The sequence below is a fragment of the Peribacillus loiseleuriae genome, from assembly GCF_001183985.1.
In the GTDB taxonomy this organism is placed as follows: Bacteria; Bacillota; Bacilli; order Bacillales; family DSM-1321; genus Peribacillus; species Peribacillus loiseleuriae.
Genome location: NZ_LFZW01000001.1, coordinates 3,759,070 through 3,778,093, shown reverse-complemented (window position 1 = coordinate 3,778,093; position 19,024 = coordinate 3,759,070). Strand labels below are relative to the sequence as shown.

At 40.4% G+C, this 19,024-nt stretch carries 21 protein-coding genes and 1 other annotated feature; of the genes, 20 read left to right on the top strand and 1 reads right to left on the bottom strand.

Annotated features, from left to right (window positions below; translation table 11 throughout):
• Nucleotides 1–5 precede the first annotated feature (5 nt).
• The 20 genes from AC625_RS17520 (at nucleotide 6) to pheA (ending at nucleotide 18,291) form a co-directional block, all read left to right on the top strand.
• Nucleotides 6–596, top strand: a complete 591-nt coding sequence (locus tag AC625_RS17520) for a hypothetical protein (RefSeq protein ID WP_049682456.1) — start codon at nucleotides 6–8, stop codon at nucleotides 594–596.
• Nucleotides 596–1,546 carry a LysM peptidoglycan-binding domain-containing protein gene (locus tag AC625_RS17515; RefSeq protein WP_049682455.1) on the top strand — a complete coding sequence of 317 codons (951 nt, stop codon included), beginning with the start codon at nucleotides 596–598 and terminating at the stop codon, nucleotides 1,544–1,546. The genes AC625_RS17520 and AC625_RS17515 overlap by 1 nt, the downstream gene beginning before the upstream one ends.
• A gap of 93 nt (nucleotides 1,547–1,639) precedes the next feature.
• Entirely contained in the window at nucleotides 1,640–2,626 is a 987-nt protein-coding gene (locus AC625_RS17510; RefSeq protein ID WP_049682454.1) for an SPOR domain-containing protein, read from the top strand.
• Nucleotides 2,627–2,840: 214 nt separating this feature from the next.
• A complete protein-coding gene (locus AC625_RS17505) occupies nucleotides 2,841–3,410 on the top strand; it encodes a Maf family protein (protein ID WP_049682453.1) in 570 nt (189 codons plus the stop codon).
• A gap of 70 nt (nucleotides 3,411–3,480) precedes the next feature.
• Nucleotides 3,481–4,155 (top strand): RadC family protein, encoded by a 675-nt coding sequence (radC, locus tag AC625_RS17500; RefSeq protein ID WP_180320152.1) that lies wholly within the window; start codon nucleotides 3,481–3,483, stop codon nucleotides 4,153–4,155.
• A gap of 142 nt (nucleotides 4,156–4,297) precedes the next feature.
• Nucleotides 4,298–5,317 (top strand): rod shape-determining protein, encoded by a 1,020-nt coding sequence (locus AC625_RS17495; RefSeq protein WP_028392088.1) that lies wholly within the window; start codon nucleotides 4,298–4,300, stop codon nucleotides 5,315–5,317.
• Between the two features lie 868 nt (nucleotides 5,318–6,185).
• Complete coding sequence (gene mreC / locus AC625_RS17490; protein WP_049682452.1) at nucleotides 6,186–7,052, top strand: rod shape-determining protein MreC; 867 nt, start codon at nucleotides 6,186–6,188, stop codon at nucleotides 7,050–7,052.
• Nucleotides 7,049–7,567 (top strand): rod shape-determining protein MreD, encoded by a 519-nt coding sequence (gene mreD, locus AC625_RS17485; protein ID WP_049682451.1) that lies wholly within the window; start codon nucleotides 7,049–7,051, stop codon nucleotides 7,565–7,567. The genes mreC and mreD overlap by 4 nt, the downstream gene beginning before the upstream one ends.
• 350 nt (nucleotides 7,568–7,917) lie before the next feature.
• Nucleotides 7,918–8,601 (top strand): septum site-determining protein MinC, encoded by a 684-nt coding sequence (gene minC / locus AC625_RS17480; protein ID WP_049682450.1) that lies wholly within the window; start codon nucleotides 7,918–7,920, stop codon nucleotides 8,599–8,601.
• A 2-nt stretch (nucleotides 8,602–8,603) separates the two neighbouring features.
• Nucleotides 8,604–9,407, top strand: a complete 804-nt coding sequence (gene minD, locus AC625_RS17475; protein WP_049682449.1) for a septum site-determining protein MinD — start codon at nucleotides 8,604–8,606, stop codon at nucleotides 9,405–9,407.
• Nucleotides 9,408–9,798: 391 nt separating this feature from the next.
• Nucleotides 9,799–10,569: a M23 family metallopeptidase gene (locus AC625_RS17470; protein ID WP_049682448.1), complete on the top strand. Its 771-nt coding sequence runs from the start codon at nucleotides 9,799–9,801 to the stop codon at nucleotides 10,567–10,569.
• Nucleotides 10,562–11,428 (top strand): M50 family metallopeptidase, encoded by an 867-nt coding sequence (locus tag AC625_RS17465; RefSeq protein WP_049682447.1) that lies wholly within the window; start codon nucleotides 10,562–10,564, stop codon nucleotides 11,426–11,428. The genes AC625_RS17470 and AC625_RS17465 overlap by 8 nt, the downstream gene beginning before the upstream one ends.
• A gap of 43 nt (nucleotides 11,429–11,471) precedes the next feature.
• Nucleotides 11,472–12,959 carry an Rne/Rng family ribonuclease gene (locus AC625_RS17460; protein WP_049682446.1) on the top strand — a complete coding sequence of 496 codons (1,488 nt, stop codon included), beginning with the start codon at nucleotides 11,472–11,474 and terminating at the stop codon, nucleotides 12,957–12,959.
• A gap of 42 nt (nucleotides 12,960–13,001) precedes the next feature.
• Nucleotides 13,002–13,083, top strand: a sequence feature (ribosomal protein L21 leader region).
• A 13-nt stretch (nucleotides 13,084–13,096) separates the two neighbouring features.
• Nucleotides 13,097–13,405 (top strand): 50S ribosomal protein L21, encoded by a 309-nt coding sequence (gene rplU, locus AC625_RS17455; RefSeq protein WP_028392079.1) that lies wholly within the window; start codon nucleotides 13,097–13,099, stop codon nucleotides 13,403–13,405.
• A gap of 11 nt (nucleotides 13,406–13,416) precedes the next feature.
• A complete protein-coding gene (locus tag AC625_RS17450; RefSeq protein WP_049682445.1) occupies nucleotides 13,417–13,746 on the top strand; it encodes a ribosomal-processing cysteine protease Prp in 330 nt (109 codons plus the stop codon).
• A gap of 15 nt (nucleotides 13,747–13,761) precedes the next feature.
• Nucleotides 13,762–14,052, top strand: coding sequence for a 50S ribosomal protein L27 (rpmA, locus tag AC625_RS17445; protein WP_049682444.1), 291 nt, complete (start codon nucleotides 13,762–13,764; stop codon nucleotides 14,050–14,052).
• A gap of 434 nt (nucleotides 14,053–14,486) precedes the next feature.
• Nucleotides 14,487–15,044, top strand: a complete 558-nt coding sequence (locus tag AC625_RS17440) for a Spo0B C-terminal domain-containing protein (RefSeq protein ID WP_053178133.1) — start codon at nucleotides 14,487–14,489, stop codon at nucleotides 15,042–15,044.
• 30 nt (nucleotides 15,045–15,074) lie between these two features.
• Nucleotides 15,075–16,364: a GTPase ObgE gene (gene obgE / locus AC625_RS17435; RefSeq protein WP_049682443.1), complete on the top strand. Its 1,290-nt coding sequence runs from the start codon at nucleotides 15,075–15,077 to the stop codon at nucleotides 16,362–16,364.
• 94 nt (nucleotides 16,365–16,458) lie between these two features.
• The gene (locus AC625_RS17430) at nucleotides 16,459–16,911 is read left to right on the top strand and encodes an ACT domain-containing protein (RefSeq protein WP_049682442.1); all 453 of its coding nucleotides are present in this window, start codon (nucleotides 16,459–16,461) and stop codon (nucleotides 16,909–16,911) included.
• Nucleotides 16,912–17,415: 504 nt separating this feature from the next.
• Nucleotides 17,416–18,291 (top strand): prephenate dehydratase, encoded by an 876-nt coding sequence (pheA, locus tag AC625_RS17420; RefSeq protein WP_049682440.1) that lies wholly within the window; start codon nucleotides 17,416–17,418, stop codon nucleotides 18,289–18,291.
• A gap of 188 nt (nucleotides 18,292–18,479) precedes the next feature.
• Here the strand turns inward: pheA and AC625_RS17415 are convergent, their stop codons facing one another.
• Complete coding sequence (locus tag AC625_RS17415; protein ID WP_049682439.1) at nucleotides 18,480–19,013, bottom strand: transcription repressor NadR; 534 nt, start codon at nucleotides 19,011–19,013, stop codon at nucleotides 18,480–18,482.
• Nucleotides 19,014–19,024: the final 11 nt, after the last annotated feature.

Sequence of the window (19,024 nt, the reverse complement as noted above, 5' to 3'; positions counted from 1 at the left end):
TCAACATGTTTGTAGATATTAACTTATTACCTAAAAAAGAAAAAAAACGACGTACCGTTATCCTATTGATCTTGTTGGTGGGGCTCGTTTTATCGGTCACTGGATTCTTCTTCATGACTAACTATCAAGCTCAGAAGGTCCGATTGGTACAACTAGAGCAAGAGTTAACGTTGACTAAAGAATTAAAAGTCGCGAAGGAAAAAGAGCGAACTCAGAGTGTTGAGTCCAAATCTGTTCGTGAATTGACAACGGCTGTTCAATGGGTTGAAGAACATCAAAGTTCAACATTTTTCATCATGAGAACTGTATCTTCATTATTACCTGAACGAGGGTTTATCGTAGATTTTTCCTATAAAGAAGAAGGGACTGTGCAGCTGACTGTTCAATTCGATTCTTCCCGGGAAGCAGCTTATTACCTAAAAAGTATTTCAAGTTCATCGATTATTTCGGCAGCTAAGCTACTGACACTTTCAACAGAGAAGCTTAAGGACGGTGTTACAGCGGAGCCTATCCTTCCTCGTTATAACGCACAATATGAATTAATGGTGGACAAGGCAGTCATTCAAGCATCTGTAAAAGGGGAGGTGGGACCATAATGCTTTCCCGAAAAGTAGTGTCCTTGATTCTCACACTTTTGTTACTTTTTTTTATCATAGGTGTGGGTGGAGTGTATTTTTTTGAATATAAGCCATTACAAGACAAAGTTGCTAGTCTTAAACGTTCGATTACGAAAGAACAAGATGAACTAGAAAAATTAGATCATAAAGAGCAGAAAAGTATCTCCGTTAATACGACGGCTCTACAACGGAAGCTTCCAGTAAGTGAACTTGTTGATCAATTTGTTTTATTGCTTGAAGAAGTGGAAGTGGCATCTGGTAGTCTTATTACGAATCTAGCATTTACAGATTATCAACAAGCAGGAGATTCAGTAGAGGAAAACATAGCTGGAAAACTAGATACAACAGAAGAAGCGTTAAATACAAATTCGCTCCCTGAAGGGGTAAAGAAATTAACAGCGGTCATTACGGTTGAATCACCAACATATCTTGAACTGGAATCATTTGTGAAAGGGCTCGAGAAATTGGAGCGCCTTACAAAAGTAGAGAGCCTTCAATATACCGGACTCAAAGAAAGTAGTCGTTTAATGAACACGGCAGATAGTCTTACATTCAGTTTGACAGTTGCTACTTATTATTATCCTAAACTAGAAGAACTTAAAAATCAGCTTCCAAAATATCAGGAACCGAAACCAGCCAATAAAATAAATCCATTATTTGAGGCGAAACTTCCTAATCTAGTGGAGAAAAAGTCGAGTGAACCAGCTGAGAAAAATAACGGTACTGACGGGAAAATAGTTAAACGGAATCAAATCACATACAAAGTGTACACATATAAAGTGCAACCAGGAGATACTTTTTTTCAGCTTGCAGTTTTGTATTATAATAGCCGAAACGGTGAAAAGATAATTAAGGATTGGAATCATCTGAAACAACTTGAAGCGAATACGACGATTGAAATTCCTGTTCCTACCGATGGCGAAAATTGACGAAAGCTATTGATAACAAGACGACAAAAGTCTTGTTATTTTTTTTTGTTCCTATGATAGGATGGAAAAAAATGTGCGTAGGGGGCGAATAAAATGGACAACCCAGAAAATAAAAAAGGAATCACCATAAAAATTAATGGCGAGGAAAAGCCCTTGGTTGAAGATAATGGTCGCGATAGCGTTAAAGTAGCTAAAAATCAAACTTCTGCAGCAATCGAACCAGAGGATGAAAGCTTTGAATGGGTATTTCCTAAGGATGAGGATGTATTCTACCAACCACCCGCTTCTATGAAAAAGAAAAATCCAACAATCCTTGCATTTGGCGGTAAACGGAAAAATCCAGAAAATAAATCGGGAACCTCTCTTAAATTTCCGTTTTTTGCTATTTTATTTGCGGTGATTATAGGTTCAAGCCTAGGTGTAATCGTGTTAAAAACGATTACGGCTGATAAAGAGGTAGCAGCAGTCCCTGTTGAACCTGTGATACCTAGTGAGCGTGTGAAAGGTGACAAGAAAACAGCGGCTGCATCCACTATCCAACCATTAACGGTTTACCTTGTTCAAGGTGGAATGTTCAGTAATGAAGAGGCTGCCAAACAAATTCAGGAACAAGTTACGGCTAAAGGTGTGCCTACCAAGATCTTGAAACAAGGTGAAAGTTATTATTTGTTTTTAGGTTCAGCTACAAGTCTTGATGAAAGTAAGCAACTTGCTATGTTTTTAAAAAGCTATGATGTAGAAGTGTTTTGGAAAGAGCTTACCCTTAAGCCTGGAAGTGTGGCAAGCGGTAACGAAGCAATTATGAATAAAATGATTACAGTCTATCAGAACCTAACAAAGGCATCGTCAGAACAGCTATTAAATCCGACAGCAACGACCGATCTGAAACCATTCCAGACAGAACTTGAAGAACTTAAAGCCAATGTAAAAGACGATGCACCAGCAGGGCTAAAAGCCGCTTATTCTGACTTGAGCGTTGCCGCCGATTTAATCAAGCAATATCAAAGTACTAAAGAAACCTCTCAGTTGCTAAAAGCCCAACAAAAACTACTACAGTTCTTGAATTCCTATCAAATCTGACATAATACGACTATTTCTCGGGAAATAATGAAGGACTAGACCTACTTTCATGCTTTACTGCGTGAAACGGGGTCTGCCCCCGGTTTGCACGTTACTGTAATAAAGTATAAATTTTTCCATGAAAGTGGATTGTTAGTTGAGTGATTATTTGGTACGATTAAGTGGGTCTCCCGGCCTGAAATGATATTTTTTATAGTAAGGATTGTGATTTAGTATGCATCCATTGATTTTAGCTTCTTCGTCACCTCGCCGTAAGGAATTGCTGCAAGTGCTTCAAATTCCTTTTCAATCTGTAGACGCGAATGTTGACGAAAGCATCGAACCGAATACGGAGCCATCTGTTGCCGTAAAAGAGCTGGCCCATAGAAAAGCAAATGCAGTTGCTGTGAATCATCCTAACTCTTGTGTGATTGGCTCTGATACGGTTGTTGCTTTAGACGGTAAGATATTAGGCAAGCCGGTTGACCGTGCAGACGCAAGAAGAATGCTGCAACTGTTAGCTGGAAACACGCACTTTGTTTATACAGGTGTCGCGCTTGTTCGAGGAAAGAAGAGCCAAGTATTTTTCGAAGAAACAGAAGTGACGTTTTGGGATCTGTCAGATACAGAGATTGAAGGGTATCTTGATAGTGGAGAACCGTTTGACAAAGCAGGAAGCTATGGAATCCAAGGCTATGGTTCGCTTTTTGTCAAAAAAATTCATGGTGATTATTTTTCTGTAGTGGGTCTCCCGGTTTCAAGATTGTCTCGTGAACTTCTGGCGTTTCAAGCGGAAAACGAGTAATCCGTTTAAGCTCTCTGATAGGAATCCATCTAAATGAAATGAAGAAAGGATGGTTATTTTGTCAGAAAAAATGTTAATTCGCGATGTTCCGAAAGATGAGAGGCCGCGCGAAAGATTTATCCAAAACGGCCCTCAAAGTCTCTCCAATCAAGAATTGCTCGCAATATTACTCAGAACTGGAACGAAAGACGAATCTGTTCTTCAGCTAGCCAATCGTTTAATCGGTACGTTTGAGGGGCTACGCATGTTAAAAGATGCGTCCATCGATGAAATTACCGCCATTAAAGGCATTGGTGAAGCAAAGGCGATTCAAATTCTAGCCTCAGTTGAACTGGGCAAAAGAATCACCCAGTTGAACTATCAAGACCGCTACGTAATCCGCTCCCCCGAAGATGGCGCGAACTACTGCATGGAAGAAATGCGCTTTCTCTCACAAGAACATTTCATTACCCTCTATTTAAACACCAAAAACCAAGTTCTCCACAAACAAACGATTTTTATCGGAAGCTTAAATGCCTCGATCGTGCACCCACGCGAGGTGTACAAAGAAGCTTTCAGAAGGTCTGCCGCCTCGATTATTTGTCTACATAATCATCCCTCCGGAGACCCCTCACCAAGTAGAGAAGATATCGAAGTCACGAAGAGATTAGTCGAATGTGGTAAAATAATTGGTATAGAACTTTTGGATCATATTATTATTGGTGAACATAAATTTGTGAGTTTGAAGGAAAAAGGGTATTTGTGACACTATCAAAATTCTTGATGATGCGGTATAATAATGTTTATGATTTTTTAAGGGGAACATTATAAAACTTTGCATTATTGAATATTGACCATTTAAAATCTTACTATAAAAAGTATTTTGTGTATGAAAGGGAGAAACCAATATGTTTGGAATTGGCACAAAAGATTTGGGAATCGATTTAGGAACGGCAAACACGCTTGTTTATGTTAAAGGAAAAGGGATTGTCGTCCGTGAGCCGTCTGTCGTTGCGTTGCAAACAGATACGAAACAAATTGTCGCAGTCGGAAATGATGCGAAAAATATGATTGGGCGTACGCCAGGTAATGTAGTGGCATTAAGGCCTATGAAAGATGGCGTAATTGCCGATTATGAAACAACAGCTACTATGATGAAATATTATATGAAGGAAGCACAGAAAAAAGGTGTTTTCGGGAGTAAGCCATATGTGATGATTTGTGTACCATCTGGAATTACGGCGGTTGAGCAACGTGCCGTTATTGACGCGACTAGACAAGCAGGTGCACGTGATGCGTATCCAATTGAAGAACCTTTTGCGGCAGCAATCGGTGCGAATCTTCCTGTTTGGGAACCGACAGGAAGCATGATTGTTGATATCGGTGGCGGTACGACAGAGGTTGCAATCATTTCACTTGGCGGAATTGTAACAAGTAAGTCGATTCGAATTGCTGGCGATGAAATGGATGATGCGATTGTCAGCTATATCCGTAAAAATTATAACTTAATGATTGGGGAACGTACCTCAGAAAGCATTAAGATGGAAATCGGTTCAGCAGGGGATACAGAAGGCATTGAAAATATGGATATTCGCGGCCGTGATCTATTGACGGGCTTGCCGAAAACGATTGAAATATCTGCTAAGGAAATTTCAGTTGCACTTCGCGATACAGTCGACGCAATTGTCGATTCTGTGAAGAATACGTTAGAGAAAACACCTCCTGAGCTTGCGGCAGATATTATGGATCGCGGAATTGTCCTAACTGGAGGCGGGGCTTTACTGCGCAATCTCGACAAAGTAATTAGTGAAGAAACGAAAATGCCAGTTCTTATTGCTGAAAATCCACTTGATTGTGTAGCGATTGGAACAGGTAAAGCATTGGATCATATCGATAATTTTAAAAATAAGACAAAAGATTTACGATAAAAGCTTGAAGCAAGCCTCATTAAAAACTTCTTGTAATAATAGGAACTCACTTCGGGTGAAGTAAAGTGAAACTTCAATTAGTGGGGGGCTTTATCCCTCACTGATTATTAGTCCCGTTCTACTGTCGCTAAGATCGAAGCACACTACGAACCCGATGGGATCAACTTATACCTTTTGAAAACCACAAAGGTAAGTTTCGCTGTATCTCACCAATCGGGCTTTTACGGGTAGTTTATCCCCCACCTACGCTTTTTTGATTCCTCTAAGCCTTGATGTGGGGGGCTTATTGCCCGTTAATGCGGGATAAATACGGAGTGCATTCAATTTACGGTATAAACTTCTTTCATCTTGGCTAAAAACTGCCTATAATGGGGATTGAACACATTGGGCCACTTGTAGTAAAGCCCAAGTGGACAATCCCTGTTTGTTTGAAAAAATATCGAGGCTGAGCAGTCGTCCGATATTTGAAGTAAATTCCTGATTGGTGAGATACAGTATAACTTACCGAAAGTTAAGCAGAGGTAATGTTTGAGGCCCAAAGGATGTAGGCCACACAGACGAAAGACTAAAGGACGCCGCGCACTTAGTCTGTGTACGTTGAACTTTAGTTCCTAATGTCGCTGTGTCTAAGGGAGGCTTGCGATTTAGCGACACTAGAATGGGACTAACGAGCAGTGGGGGATGAAAAGAATCCTTGCTGATGGAAGTTTCACTTTATGTAATCGTACGTTATAAATGAATTTTAGTGTTCAGCGCCAGGTGCCATTGGATTGATAAGCAAAAGTAGTGTTTCCTAGGCCGCGCCGCTCATGCTTGTAGTTGATATGCGGGTGCCTGTCGCTATTCCAGATAGAGGTGTAGATAAATCATGCCACAGTTTTTTAACAAAAAATTAATCTTGTTATTAGCAGGAATTATTGTTCTTGTGGCGTTAATCGGGTTTTCAATGAGAGAACGCGAAACATTGTCATGGCCGGAACAATTTTTAAAAGATACAACAGGTTGGTTTGCGAATGCCTTTGATAAACCAGTTACAGCTGTTACCGGGCTTTTTGAAAATCTGAGCGACTTGCAAAACACATATGATGAAAATGCCAAGCTTAAAGCTCGTCTAGGTGAATATGTGCAGATAAAAACAGAAGTCCAAGCATTGAAAGAGGAAAATGTAGAGTTACGGAAAATTCTTGATAAAAAAGATGACTTGAGTAAGTATTCGCCGATTCAAGCGACTGTAATTGGCCGGAATCCAGATCGTTGGAATGAGCTAATTACGATTAATAAAGGCGAGATGAATGGGATAGAAACAAATATGGCAGTCATTACAGCTGATGGGTTAATTGGAAAGGTAAAGAGTACGACTCCTACCACTGCAACTGTACAGCTGGTCAGTTCCGCAGACCCGAACAATAAAATTTCAGCCTCTATTGTACAACAAGATGCAGCCAACGGAATTATTGAAGGGTATGATGATAAGCAAGGCTATTTGTTAATGAAGCGAATTCCATTTGATAAAGAAATAAAGATTGGTTCGATTGTAGAGACATCAGGACTTGGCGGCATTTTTCCATCACGTTTAATTGTTGGGAAAGTTGTCGAAGTTAAAATTGATCAAAATGGCTTGAATCAGACGGCGTATCTCAAACCAGCATCAGATTTTTATGACATAAAAAATGTCATGGTCGTCAAACGTGAAGTTGTAGGTGAAGAAGAAGCGAGGGGTGAGGGTCAAGAATGAAGCGGTTAATACTTCCCCTCACTGCATTTCTCTTTTTTATCATAGAAGGTTCATTCGCAAACTTACTTGCTGGCAATATATTTGGCGGTGACAAAATTATTGTCCCGCGATTCATTATGATTTTAGTAGCGTTCATTACAATATATGGAACGCGAAGAAACGGCATGGTATACGGTTTCGTACTGGGTATAATGTATGATGTCGTGTATACAGAAATTTTGGGCATTTACATGTTCATGCTTCCATTTTTTGCTTACCTTATTGCAAAAATCATGAGAATCCTTCAGTCCAACTTGATAGTGACCATTCTGACTTCGCTCTTATTTATTACGCTTTTAGAAATGATTGTCTATCAAATTAATATCCTGATTGGGTTTGCTCATATAGAGTTTAATACGTTTCTGACAATTAGGCTTGTGCCAACTCTCTTGTTAAACCTTGCTTTCCTCGTTGTTTTTTCTTATCCGCTAAAGCGTATGATTGAGAAACAGGAACTTGAATCAGACGGAGAGTAGAAAGAACTTAGTTTCTTACTATACAGGTAAAAAGCGGTTTCTTGATGCTTAGGAAGCTCTCCAAAATGATTTAAGTGGATCACTTAATGATCTGTCCGCAACAAGCGAAAAGCAGCTACCTTAAAGGTCCAAGCTAATCATTCAGGTGGGGCAATCCACTTTTTATAGAGCTTGTTCGACATTCATGTCGAATTGACCTTGTCTAACCTTACACCAGCCATGCGTGACTTTCCTTGGCTTTAAGTGAATAGCCAAGAAGCGGTGACGGTTTTTCTACTTTCATGCGCGTAGAAAAAGGAAATATCTCTAGTCATGTCGAATTATACTTTCATTGAGGTGAAACATGCGTCATGAATAAAAGAATTCAGCAAAATGTTATGATAAAAGGCACGAAGGATGGACTCACGCTTCATCTTGATGATTCATGTTCTTTTTCTGAGCTTTTGAAAGAACTTGAATCAAAGCTCTCTGCAAATTATCAATTCCAAGAAAATGATTCGGGCATTGCCGTTAAAGTACATACAGGAAATCGTTATCTGCTTGAAAATCAGAAAAACGGTATCCGAGAATTGATTAGTCAGAAAAAAAAACTGGTCGTTGATGAAATCATCTCCAATGTGGTGACGAAGGAAGAAGCAAAGCAATGGAAGGATGAACATCAAATGACGACCATTGCTAAAGTTATTAGATCAGGTCAAATTTTAGAAGTTGTTGGCGATTTACTGTTGATTGGTGATGTGAACCCTGGTGGGACAATTATAGCTAGTGGAAATATTTTCGTGATGGGTGCACTTAGAGGAATTGCGCAAGCAGGGTATAACGGCAACCGCGAAAGCTTTATTAGTGCTTCCGTCATGAAACCATCACATATCAGAATCGCTGATGAGATCATGAAAGGACCTGACAAATATATAGAGGATGGCCATGCGATGGAGTGTGCTTTCATCGATGAAAATGGCCAAATCGTTGTAGAGAAGACTCAAGCTTTTAAGAACCATAGACCGAATTTTAATAGATTAGAAGGGGGACTCTAATCGTGGGAGAGGCAATAGTTATTACATCTGGAAAGGGTGGGGTGGGAAAGACCACAACATCCGCTAATTTAGGTACATCGTTAGCTCTTCTTGGCAAAAAAGTATGTTTGATTGATACAGATATTGGTCTTAGAAATTTAGATGTCGTCATGGGATTAGAAAATCGGATTATTTATGATTTAGTTGATGTTGTAGAAGGACGCTGTAAAATACATCAAGCTTTAGTGAAAGATAAGCGCTTTGAAGACAGGCTTTATCTTCTTCCAGCTGCTCAAACGACGGACAAAACATCAATTGTTCCTGAACAAATGCATAAACTGGTTCACGAATTAAAACAAGATTACGATTATATCATTATTGACTGTCCGGCTGGAATTGAGCAAGGATTTAAAAATGCGATAGCTGGTGCAGATAAAGCAATTGTCGTAACCACACCAGAAAAATCTGCAGTTCGTGATGCGGATCGGATTATTGGATTGCTTGAAAAAGAAGAAAATATTGAACCGCCAAAACTCATCATTAATCGAATACGTAGCCATATGTTGAAGAATGGGGAAATGATGGATATTGATGAAGTCACGACACATCTCTCTATTGATTTAATCGGTATCGTTCTCGATGATGAACAGGTGATTAAAGCATCTAACCTAGGTGAGCCAATTGCCCTGGATCCTAATAATCGCGCATCCATTGCCTATCGCAATATTGCGAGAAGAATTTTAGGTGAATCGGTTCCGCTTTCATCAATAGAAGACGAACGAAAAGGCTTAATGGCAAGAATAAAAAAAATACTTGCAGGTTCTTAACCAAAAGAAGTTGTTTAAAGAAAGGGTCAGACCTCACACTCTATACACCGTTTATTGTGTCATTTACACGACTTTAAACGATATATAGTAGGTGTGAGATCTGACCCTTTTGGTATGGGACAAGAGAGAGTTTATGCGTCAAATTTAAGATTAATGCGTCGAAATCAGAAAGTATGCGTAAAATTTGGCTCCGGCTCGCAAATTGCAAATCCCGCTCGCAAAGTACAAGTTCCGGTGCGCAAATTTGATTTCTGGCTCGTAATGTTTGAAAAGAAAAGTTGATACCACGCGCTAAGCCTGATCTCGCCTTTGCCCCCTCCTTGTATCAGTCATAGTTCGGACAAGTACATCATACACTTGTACAAAGTAATTAGATGGGGAGGACCAAAGTATGGATGATCGAAGAAAGAGAATTCAGGATCGGATTGCGAAGCGGAGAAGGCAGGCTGAACAAAACCAACAAGGGGCATGGGCGAATTTGATTCAGGATGAATCGGATGGGTATCGTCCCGATTTGTCGTATGAAAGCTCATCGCCTGGAAATGATTATCCCCTATTTAAAAAAGAGTGGTTTCTATTTAAAATTCTTGCAGCGGCTTGTTTGTTTTTACTAGTGGCCATTGCCTTTAAACATCCGTCCACACAGCTTGATAAAGTGCGAGTTGTAGTGAAAGATACGATGAATCAAGAGTTCCAGTTTGCGACAGTAGCATCGTGGTATGAAGATACATTCGGAAAGCCGATTGCGTTTTATCCTGATAAAAAGAAAACCGAATTGGGAACAGTTGCAGAAAATCCGGATCAACAATCTGCTCTTCCAGTGAGTGGCAAGATTACGGAAAGCTTCGAGGTGAATGGTGAAGGTGTGTTGATCGAGACATCCCAACCTAAAAAGGTAGAGGCACTTGATAAAGGTATGGTCAAGTTTGCTGGAGTAAAGGATGGTCTCGGAAAAACGGTTGTAATTCAGCATGCCGACAAAAGTGAAACATGGTATGGAAAGCTTGAGTCAATTGACGTAAATCTTTATGATCCTGTTACAAAGGGTACTGAACTAGGCAAGGTATCAGCAAGCGAAAACGGTTCAAAAGGGACATTTTATTTGGCGATTAAAAAAAGTGGTCAGTTTATTGATCCGACACAGGTGATTTCCTTTGAATGAATTATTAAAACTACTGTGGAAAATCAAAATTCATCCTACGTTATGGCTCGTGATTGGGATATCTGTACTGACTTCACATTTCACGCAAATACTCATGTTTTTTGTCATTATTTTTGTTCATGAAATGGGTCATGCTGTTGCCGCCCACTTCTTTAAATGGCGGATTAAATCGATTCAGCTGCTTCCATTTGGTGGCGCATTGGAAACGGACGAGTATGGAAACAAATCACTTAAGGAAGATTTGATTGTGATTTTAGCAGGACCTATTCAGCATGTGTGGCTTGTTGGACTTGCTTATTTGTTCTACTCGTTTTCTATTATGCCATATGAAATGTATCAGCAATTCTTTTACAGCAATGCAGCTGTGATGCTGTTCAACTTGCTTCCTGTTTGGCCTTTGGATGGCGGCAAACTATTGTTTCTTGGTTTATCAAAACACAAATCCTATCTGGATGCGCACTCGTTCACTCTCCTTATCTCATCTTTTCTGGCAGCAGCAGGTTTCGGTCTATCGGTCCTACTGATTTCTTTTAATTTAAACGTATGGATTATTGCCTGCTTCATCGGGATTTCGCTTGCAATGGAATGGCGTCAGCGCTATTATGCATTCATTCGTTTTCTGCTTGATCGCCATTATGGCAGAAGCGAAGATCTAACAAGACTTGAACCGATTCAAGTCGATGAGAATGAGATGATTTACAAAGTACTGGAAAAATTCCAGCGTGGTTGTAAACACCCAGTAATTGTTATGAAAAATGGTCAGGAAAGCGGTTCGTTAGATGAAAATGAGCTTCTTCACGCCTATTTCACAAATAAAATGACCAATGGGAAAATTGGTGAATTGTTATATGCGTATTAAATGTGATATTCTTGCTTCACATATTGTTTGAAGGGATTTTAAAATGAAGAAGCTAATTGCCAATCTATCTACACGAGAAAAAAGATACGCATGTTTAGAAAATGGGCGTATCAGTAAATTAGAAGTTGTGCCGCCAAATCATGCCAGTAGCGTCGGTAACATTTACCTTGGTAAAGTGACGAAGGTTCTGCCAGGCATGGAGGCGGCGTTTGTTGATTATGGGGAAAAAAAGAGTGGATTTCTATATCGTGATGAGCTCCCATCTTATCAAGAAGCGAAACGATCAGGCGCACGGAAAAGCTCGGTCAATCAGTACATACGTGAAGGGGAAAAACTGCTTGTTCAGGTGACCCGTGATGAAACGGGTACAAAAGGAGCGAAATTGACAGGATTGATTGAGCTTTCGAGCAATCATGTTGTTTATATACACGGAATTGATTATATCGGGGTATCGAAAAAATTCAAAAGCCATCAAAGTCAGAATCAATGGCGAAATATCGCTCATACGCATAAAAAGGAAGATGAAGGGCTCATTATCCGAACAGCTATGGAAGAGAAAAGTGAGGCTATATTTCTTAAACAGCTACATGCCCAGAGAGGGAAATTTGCTCAACTGCTCAAAATGGCTGCCTCATTAAAAGCGCCTAGTCTTTTGTGGCAACGAGATTCTTTCCTTGAAAGTATTTTGACAGAAATGTCCGAAGTTCCAGATGGGGAGCTTCATGTTGATGATTTCACTTATTTTCAGGAATTGAAAAAATGGCAGGAAGCTCATGAAAGTGACTGGGCGATTTTTTATGAAGCAGGACCAGTAAATATTTTCTCTCACCTAGGCATCGAAAGTGATGCAGAGCAGGCATTGAAGAAGATTGTTTGGTTAAAAAACGGCAGCTACCTTATTTTTGAAGAAACGGAAGCCTTCACAGTTGTTGATGTGAATACGGGGAAATTTACCGGCAAGGCTCAAAAGGAACAGACGCTATTTGAAACGAATATGCAAGCGGCAAAAGAGATTGCTCATCAACTAAGACTCCGAAATATCGGTGGCATTATCTTGATTGATTTCATCAATATGGAACAAGTTCAGCATCGCCACGCGATTTTTGATACGCTGAAAACAGAAACGAAACAGGATGAAATGCGTGTTCAATTGATTGGTTTTACAGAGCTTGGGATTTTCCAATTGACGAGAAAACGGACATCCGCTTCACTTAGCGAAAAATTAACGACAGCGTGCCCTACGTGTCACGGCACGGGCAAGGTGGATAGCGCAGAAACGGTTGCCTTCAGGCTCGAGCGTGAACTGATGGAACATCGTAAGCTTGAAGAGGAAGCCGTTTTGATTGAGGCGGACGAGGCAGTCGCAGCTATCTTATTTGGAGAAAATAATTCTTACAAGCCGGTTCTTGAAGAGATGCTTCGTAAAGAAATTCTTGTCACAATTTTGAAAGGGAATGATCATCGATATGAAATCAAACGATTTGGAACAAAGAACGAACTGATGAAAGTGCGTGAAAATCTATTGACATAATTCATGAATATATGATAATATTTTACTGTTATGTTTGTAGCACCCGTGCTACAACCGCTCATAGTAGGTTCACAAGCTTTTGCTTTTTGCAAAACGCCTATGATTGGCGAGTCTGAGACATTTAAGGAGGTGCAGGTATGTACGCAATTATTGAAACTGGCGGTAAACAAATTAAAGTAGCAGCTGGCGAAGCAGTTTACATTGAAAAATTAAATGTAGAAGCAGGCGAAACTGTTACATTTGACAAAGTTTTATTCGTAGGTGGCGAAAACGTGAAAGTTGGTGCTCCACTAGTTGACGGCGCTACTGTAACAGGTAAAGTCGAAAAACAAGGGAAACAAAAGAAAATCACGGTTTTCAAATACAAATCGAAGAAGAACTACCACAAAAAACAAGGTCATCGTCAACCTTACACTAAAGTTGTTATCGAAGCAATCAACGCGTAAGGCTGATTATTATGATCACAGTAACATTTGATGCTCCACAAAATGTAATCAAATCGTTTACAATGAGTGGACATGCTGATTTTGCTAATAAAGGTTCTGATATCGTCTGTGCAGGTGCATCAGCGGTTTCCTTCGGGGCGGTTAATGCGATTATGTCTTTAACGGATGTAAAGCCTGAGATTGAGCAAGGGCAAGACGGTGGATATCTTCGCTGTATCATTCCGGATTCCATTTCGGATGACTCACAGGAGAAGGTGCAATTGCTCTTAAACAGTATGCTTATATCGCTTCAGACGATCGAACGTGATTACGGAAAATACATGAAAATTATCCTCAAGTAATAGGAGGTGGAACATATGTTAAGATTAGACTTACAGTTCTTTGCTTCCAAAAAGGGAGTAGGTTCTACAAGAAACGGTCGTGACTCACAATCAAAGCGTTTAGGCGCTAAACGTGCGGATGGTCAATTCGTATCTGGTGGTTCTATTTTATATCGCCAACGCGGAACGAAAATCTACCCGGGTGAAAACGTTGGACGTGGCGGAGATGATACTCTATTCGCGAAAGTGGACGGAGTTGTTAAATTCGAACGTTTCGGACGTGACCGTAAAAAAGTAAGTGTGTATCCAGCTGCACAAGAAGCATAAACCTTGCATCTTTGAATAAGAAGGCTTTGCTTTAAAGGGTCTGATTCCTTCTATAAACACAATATATCGCGACATTTGCATGAATGGTTTGCTGTATATCGTGAAGAAGGGGTCTGACCCTTTTTTATAATTGAAAAATGGTTGAACATGCTCTGCCATCGTCCAAAGAACTTATATGTATGTGTTCAAAAAAGCAGGCTGACTTTTTGAGCAACCTTAATATGCAAAAAGAGTTTTTTGGAAGATGGTTCATGTAAGGATAATAATCAATCTCCTACTATCCGCACTTCACGAATATTTGATATAATGAAAAGAAAACTTCGAACCGATGGCGGCTGAAGCTAGCGATTCATCAAATTACGTAAGAAGTGAAGCTATTATCCATTTAGAAATACATGACAGAGCCTAAGACGAAATAGTAGGAGTAATCATTTATGGAAAAAGAATGGACAACCGTTGAAATTTTACGCCATTCACGACATGACTGGCTGAATAAAATTCAATTAATAAAAGGCAACTTGGAACTAAGCAAACCCGACCGTGTGAAGGCAATTATTGAAGACATCATTATAGTGGCACAACATGAGGCAAGAATATCTAGTATAGCCATGCCTAAATTTAGCGAACTATTACTGACGGCTAATTGGACATATAGTGTGTTTCAGAGTGAATTCGAAGTGATTGATCTGGTACAAGGTACGAGCGTGTTGGACCAAATGATGTATGATTGGACAAAGAGCTTTTTTCAGATTCTTGAAGAACAGCTAGATACTTATAGCGAAAATAGATTATCAATCAGCATTGATAAAAATGAAAGTACCGAGTTAATCCGATTTTCCTTTGATTTACAGGGAAAGATAAAAGATGTATCATCAGTTGCTGAGTTTTTGCAGAATTCATCAGTAGATACTCAGACGATAGATCTTGAAGAAGTAACGGAGCAAATTGTCTATTTTACGATGGATATTAATATGAAACAGAAGACATCTTAGGATTACATACAGAGATAAGGAAGTGATAGCATGTTTATCGATCAAACCAAAGTATTTGTAAAAGGTGGAGACGGTGGGAACGGAATCGTTGCTTACCGAAGAGAAAAATATGTACCAATGGGCGGACCAGCTGGAGGAGATGGCGGGCACGGTGCGAATGTTGTGTTTGAAGTAGAAGAAGGATTACGGACACTGATGGATTTCCGCTATCAGCGTCATTTCAAAGCACCACGTGGCGAGCACGGCATGTCAAAAAATATGCACGGCAAAAACGCGAGCGACATGATCGTTAAAGTTCCACCTGGTACAGTTGTTATGGACGAAGATACGAAAGAGGTCATTGCCGATCTAGTCGAACACGGTCAGCGCGCCATCATTGCCAAAGGAGGACGCGGTGGTCGTGGGAACTCCCGCTTTGCAAGTCCATCTAACCCGGCTCCGGAAATTGCGGAAAATGGCGAACCGGGGCAAGAACGGAATATTATTCTTGAGCTTAAATTACTTGCTGATGTAGGGTTAGTTGGATTCCCAAGTGTTGGTAAATCAACCTTGCTTTCGGTTGTTTCTGCTGCACGTCCAAAAATTGCTGAATATCATTTCACTACGATTGTACCGAATCTTGGTATGGTTGAAACAGAAGATAGCCGTAGCTTTGTTATGGCGGATTTGCCTGGATTAATTGAAGGAGCTTCTGAGGGTGTTGGACTCGGACATCAATTTTTACGTCATATCGAAAGAACGCGCGTAATCATACATGTTATCGATATGTCTGGACTTGAAGGCCGAGACCCATACGAAGATTATCTAACAATTAATAAAGAACTTCAGGAATACAATCTGCGTCTCACTGAGCGTCCGCAAGTCATTGTGGCAAGCAAGATGGATATGCCTGATTCAGAAGAAAATCTGCAAAATTTCAAAGATAAATTGACGGATGACTATCCGATCTTCCCGATTTCAGCTGTTACACGTGAAGGAATTCGCGAACTTCTATATGCTGTTGCAGATAAAATTGAAGAAACGCCAGAGTTCCCGCTTGAGCATGAAGAGGAAGAGACAGGCGTTCATCGTGTTATGTACAAGCATGAATCCGCACAAGATGAGTTTGAAATTACACGTGATTCAGATGGAAGCTTCAATGTTTCCGGCTTCAAAATTGAACGCTTATTCAAAATGACAGATTTCACTCGCGAAGAATCGATTCGCCGTTTTGCAAGACAGCTACGTACTTTCGGTGTAGATGAAGCATTACGCTCACGTGGAGCAACTAATGGAGTGACCGTTCGAATTCTGGAATATGAATTTGAGTTTGTGGAATAAGAAAAAATGTAGACAGTTTGTAACAATCAAGTTGATTGAATGCTAAAGAAAAGGATTTCCTAAAATATGGAGTCATAGAGTTGGGGGTGCGAGCATGGCGAACAAAGTCGATAAACGATTCTTCTTGGTTAGAGAAGATGTATTGCCGGAAGCGATGAAGAAAACGCTGGATGCGAAGGAAATGATTGAAAGAGGCAAAGCTGAATCAGTCTGGGAAGCTGTCCAACGGGTAGATTTGAGTAGAAGTGCTTATTATAAATACCGCGATACCGTTTTTCCATTTCATACGATTGTTAAGGAAAAATTGATTACGCTATTCTTTTATTTAGAAGATCGCTCCGGAACTTTATCAGAGTTGTTGCGTGTCGTCGCATCATCCGGCTGTAATGTGTTAACCATTCACCAAACGATCCCTCTTCAAGGCAGAGCCAATGTGACGTTATCACTCGACGCAAGCGCGATGAAGGTTGGAGTGGATGAAATGATGACAAATTTCAGGAAAATGGAGTTTGTCGAAAAGGTAGAAGTACTAGGCTCTGGCACGTGATTGCCTGCCCCCATGCATTTTATGTGCGTGGGGGTTTTTCTATAGATTGACGCAAATTTTATGAACCCGGCGCGTAAATCTCAGATCGGATGCAAAATTCAGTTCCGGCGCGTAAATCGGAAATCTCGCTCGAAAAGTAAAGGAACTGGCGCGATTGCCTCCCCATTTGGCGCGTAAATTTGAAGTTTGGCTCGTAAGACATGAAATCGATGGAAGGCCGGCCCGAATATCGGTGTTTCCGCTAGTCGATGCTGATCCCGGCTCATTAAGCGACGGGGTTTTTATAAAAAGCGTAATAGATGTTTTGGTTTTTATTACAGTTTCCCATCGAAAGACGGGAAACATCGCTCCGGCGCGCAAATCTCAATTTTGGGGATTCGACGCATATTTTCATTTTCATGCAATCAATCTTTCATTTTTTCACCTTTTGTTGCAAAACTATTGTAAAATATCAGAATATAGCATAATATAGACATTATTTTCGTGAAAAAGGAGTTCGTTTACATGACATATGAAATTGCTTTCTTGGGCCCAAAGGCAACGTTTACGGATTTAGCGGTTTCTCGCCTATTTCCTGATGCAAAGAAAATACCGATGCCGACGATTCTCGACTGTCTAGATGCAGTTGAAAAAGGAGAGGTGAAACTCGCTCTCGTTCCAATTGAAAATGCGTTGGAAGGTTCGGTCAACATCACGATTGATTATTTAACCCATGAAGCACAGTTGCCGATACGAGGAGAAATTATAATCCCGATTCAGCAGCATTATATGGTTCATCCTAATCATAATGACCCTGAATTTAAACCGGATATCGTCTATTCCCATTCTCATGCGATTGCGCAATGCCATAAATTTTTGCATCGCGAGCTGAAAGGGATTCCTTATGAATATACAACATCAACGGCAGCGGCAGCAAAAATGGTAAAAGAGAATCCAGAGCGGAAAATTGCGGCGATTGCTAATGAGATAGCAGCAGAGGAATATGGACTAGTCATCACGAATCGTAATATTCATGATTATTCCCATAATCATACGAAGTTCGTTGTTATTTCTCATGAAGAAGTGGAGTATCATGGTCATTTGGCGGCGGAAGGTGGAAGGAAAACGACGCTTATGGTCATGCTGCCAGCGGATTATACCGGAGCGCTACATCAGGTGTTGTCTGCATTTGCTTGGAGGAAGTTGAATCTTTCTAAAATCGAGTCTCGGCCAATGAAAACGGGTCTTGGCGATTATCTCTTTATTATTGATGTGGAAATGGCGATGGACGAAGTGTTGATACCAGGAACAATTGCAGAGCTAGAGGCTTTGGGCTGTAAAGTGTCTGTTCTGGGCTCCTATCCTAGCTTCTCCGTTAAAAATAGCGTCATGCAGGGGTGAATGGTAAAAGAAAGAAAAAGGGTGCGACAACTAAAAACACGATACACAGATAAAACCATTCTATCTCAAAGGGTCTGACCTTGCACTCTATATCAGTATGTAGTGTCTCATACATGTATCTTATACTGTATTTAGTTATACGGTGTCTGTCCCTTTGCTTTTGGTGTCAACCCCTTATGAGACATCCTTTAATCAATAAGGATGTCTGCTTGCTTTAATGCTGCCTCTGCTTCATTGAGGAGTTCCTCAGACGAGGCGGCGATCGTATGTAAATGAATGCCGTTCGTCAATTCGGATAGGAAGGCTGCTTTTGTTTGCGAAACTTTCTCTAAGAATTGCTGAACTTCCTTGCGGTTGGTCACCATAATGGAAGCCGTCAAATCGCCGTACACAGGATGTTCGACTTTCACATCCTTTACCAAAATACCGAGGTCAACAAGCAAATTTAATTCTGTTTCGGCAAGAGATGGGTCATGATTGCATGCGACAGTCCGTTCATGCAAGATTGGCTTTTTTGTTTGCAAATATATATAGCCTTGACTCGTGGCAACGATGGGTTCATTCCTAGCTTTGAGCAAGGTAATATCGCCCACAATGACTTGCCGGCTTACCTTCGTCATTTTCGAGAGTGCGCTTCCTGTAATCGGCTGATCGGATGTTTGTAATAAACTCAGCAGTTTTTCCCGTCTTTCTTCCCCTAACAATTTCTTTCTATCTGTCATTGTACCGCTCC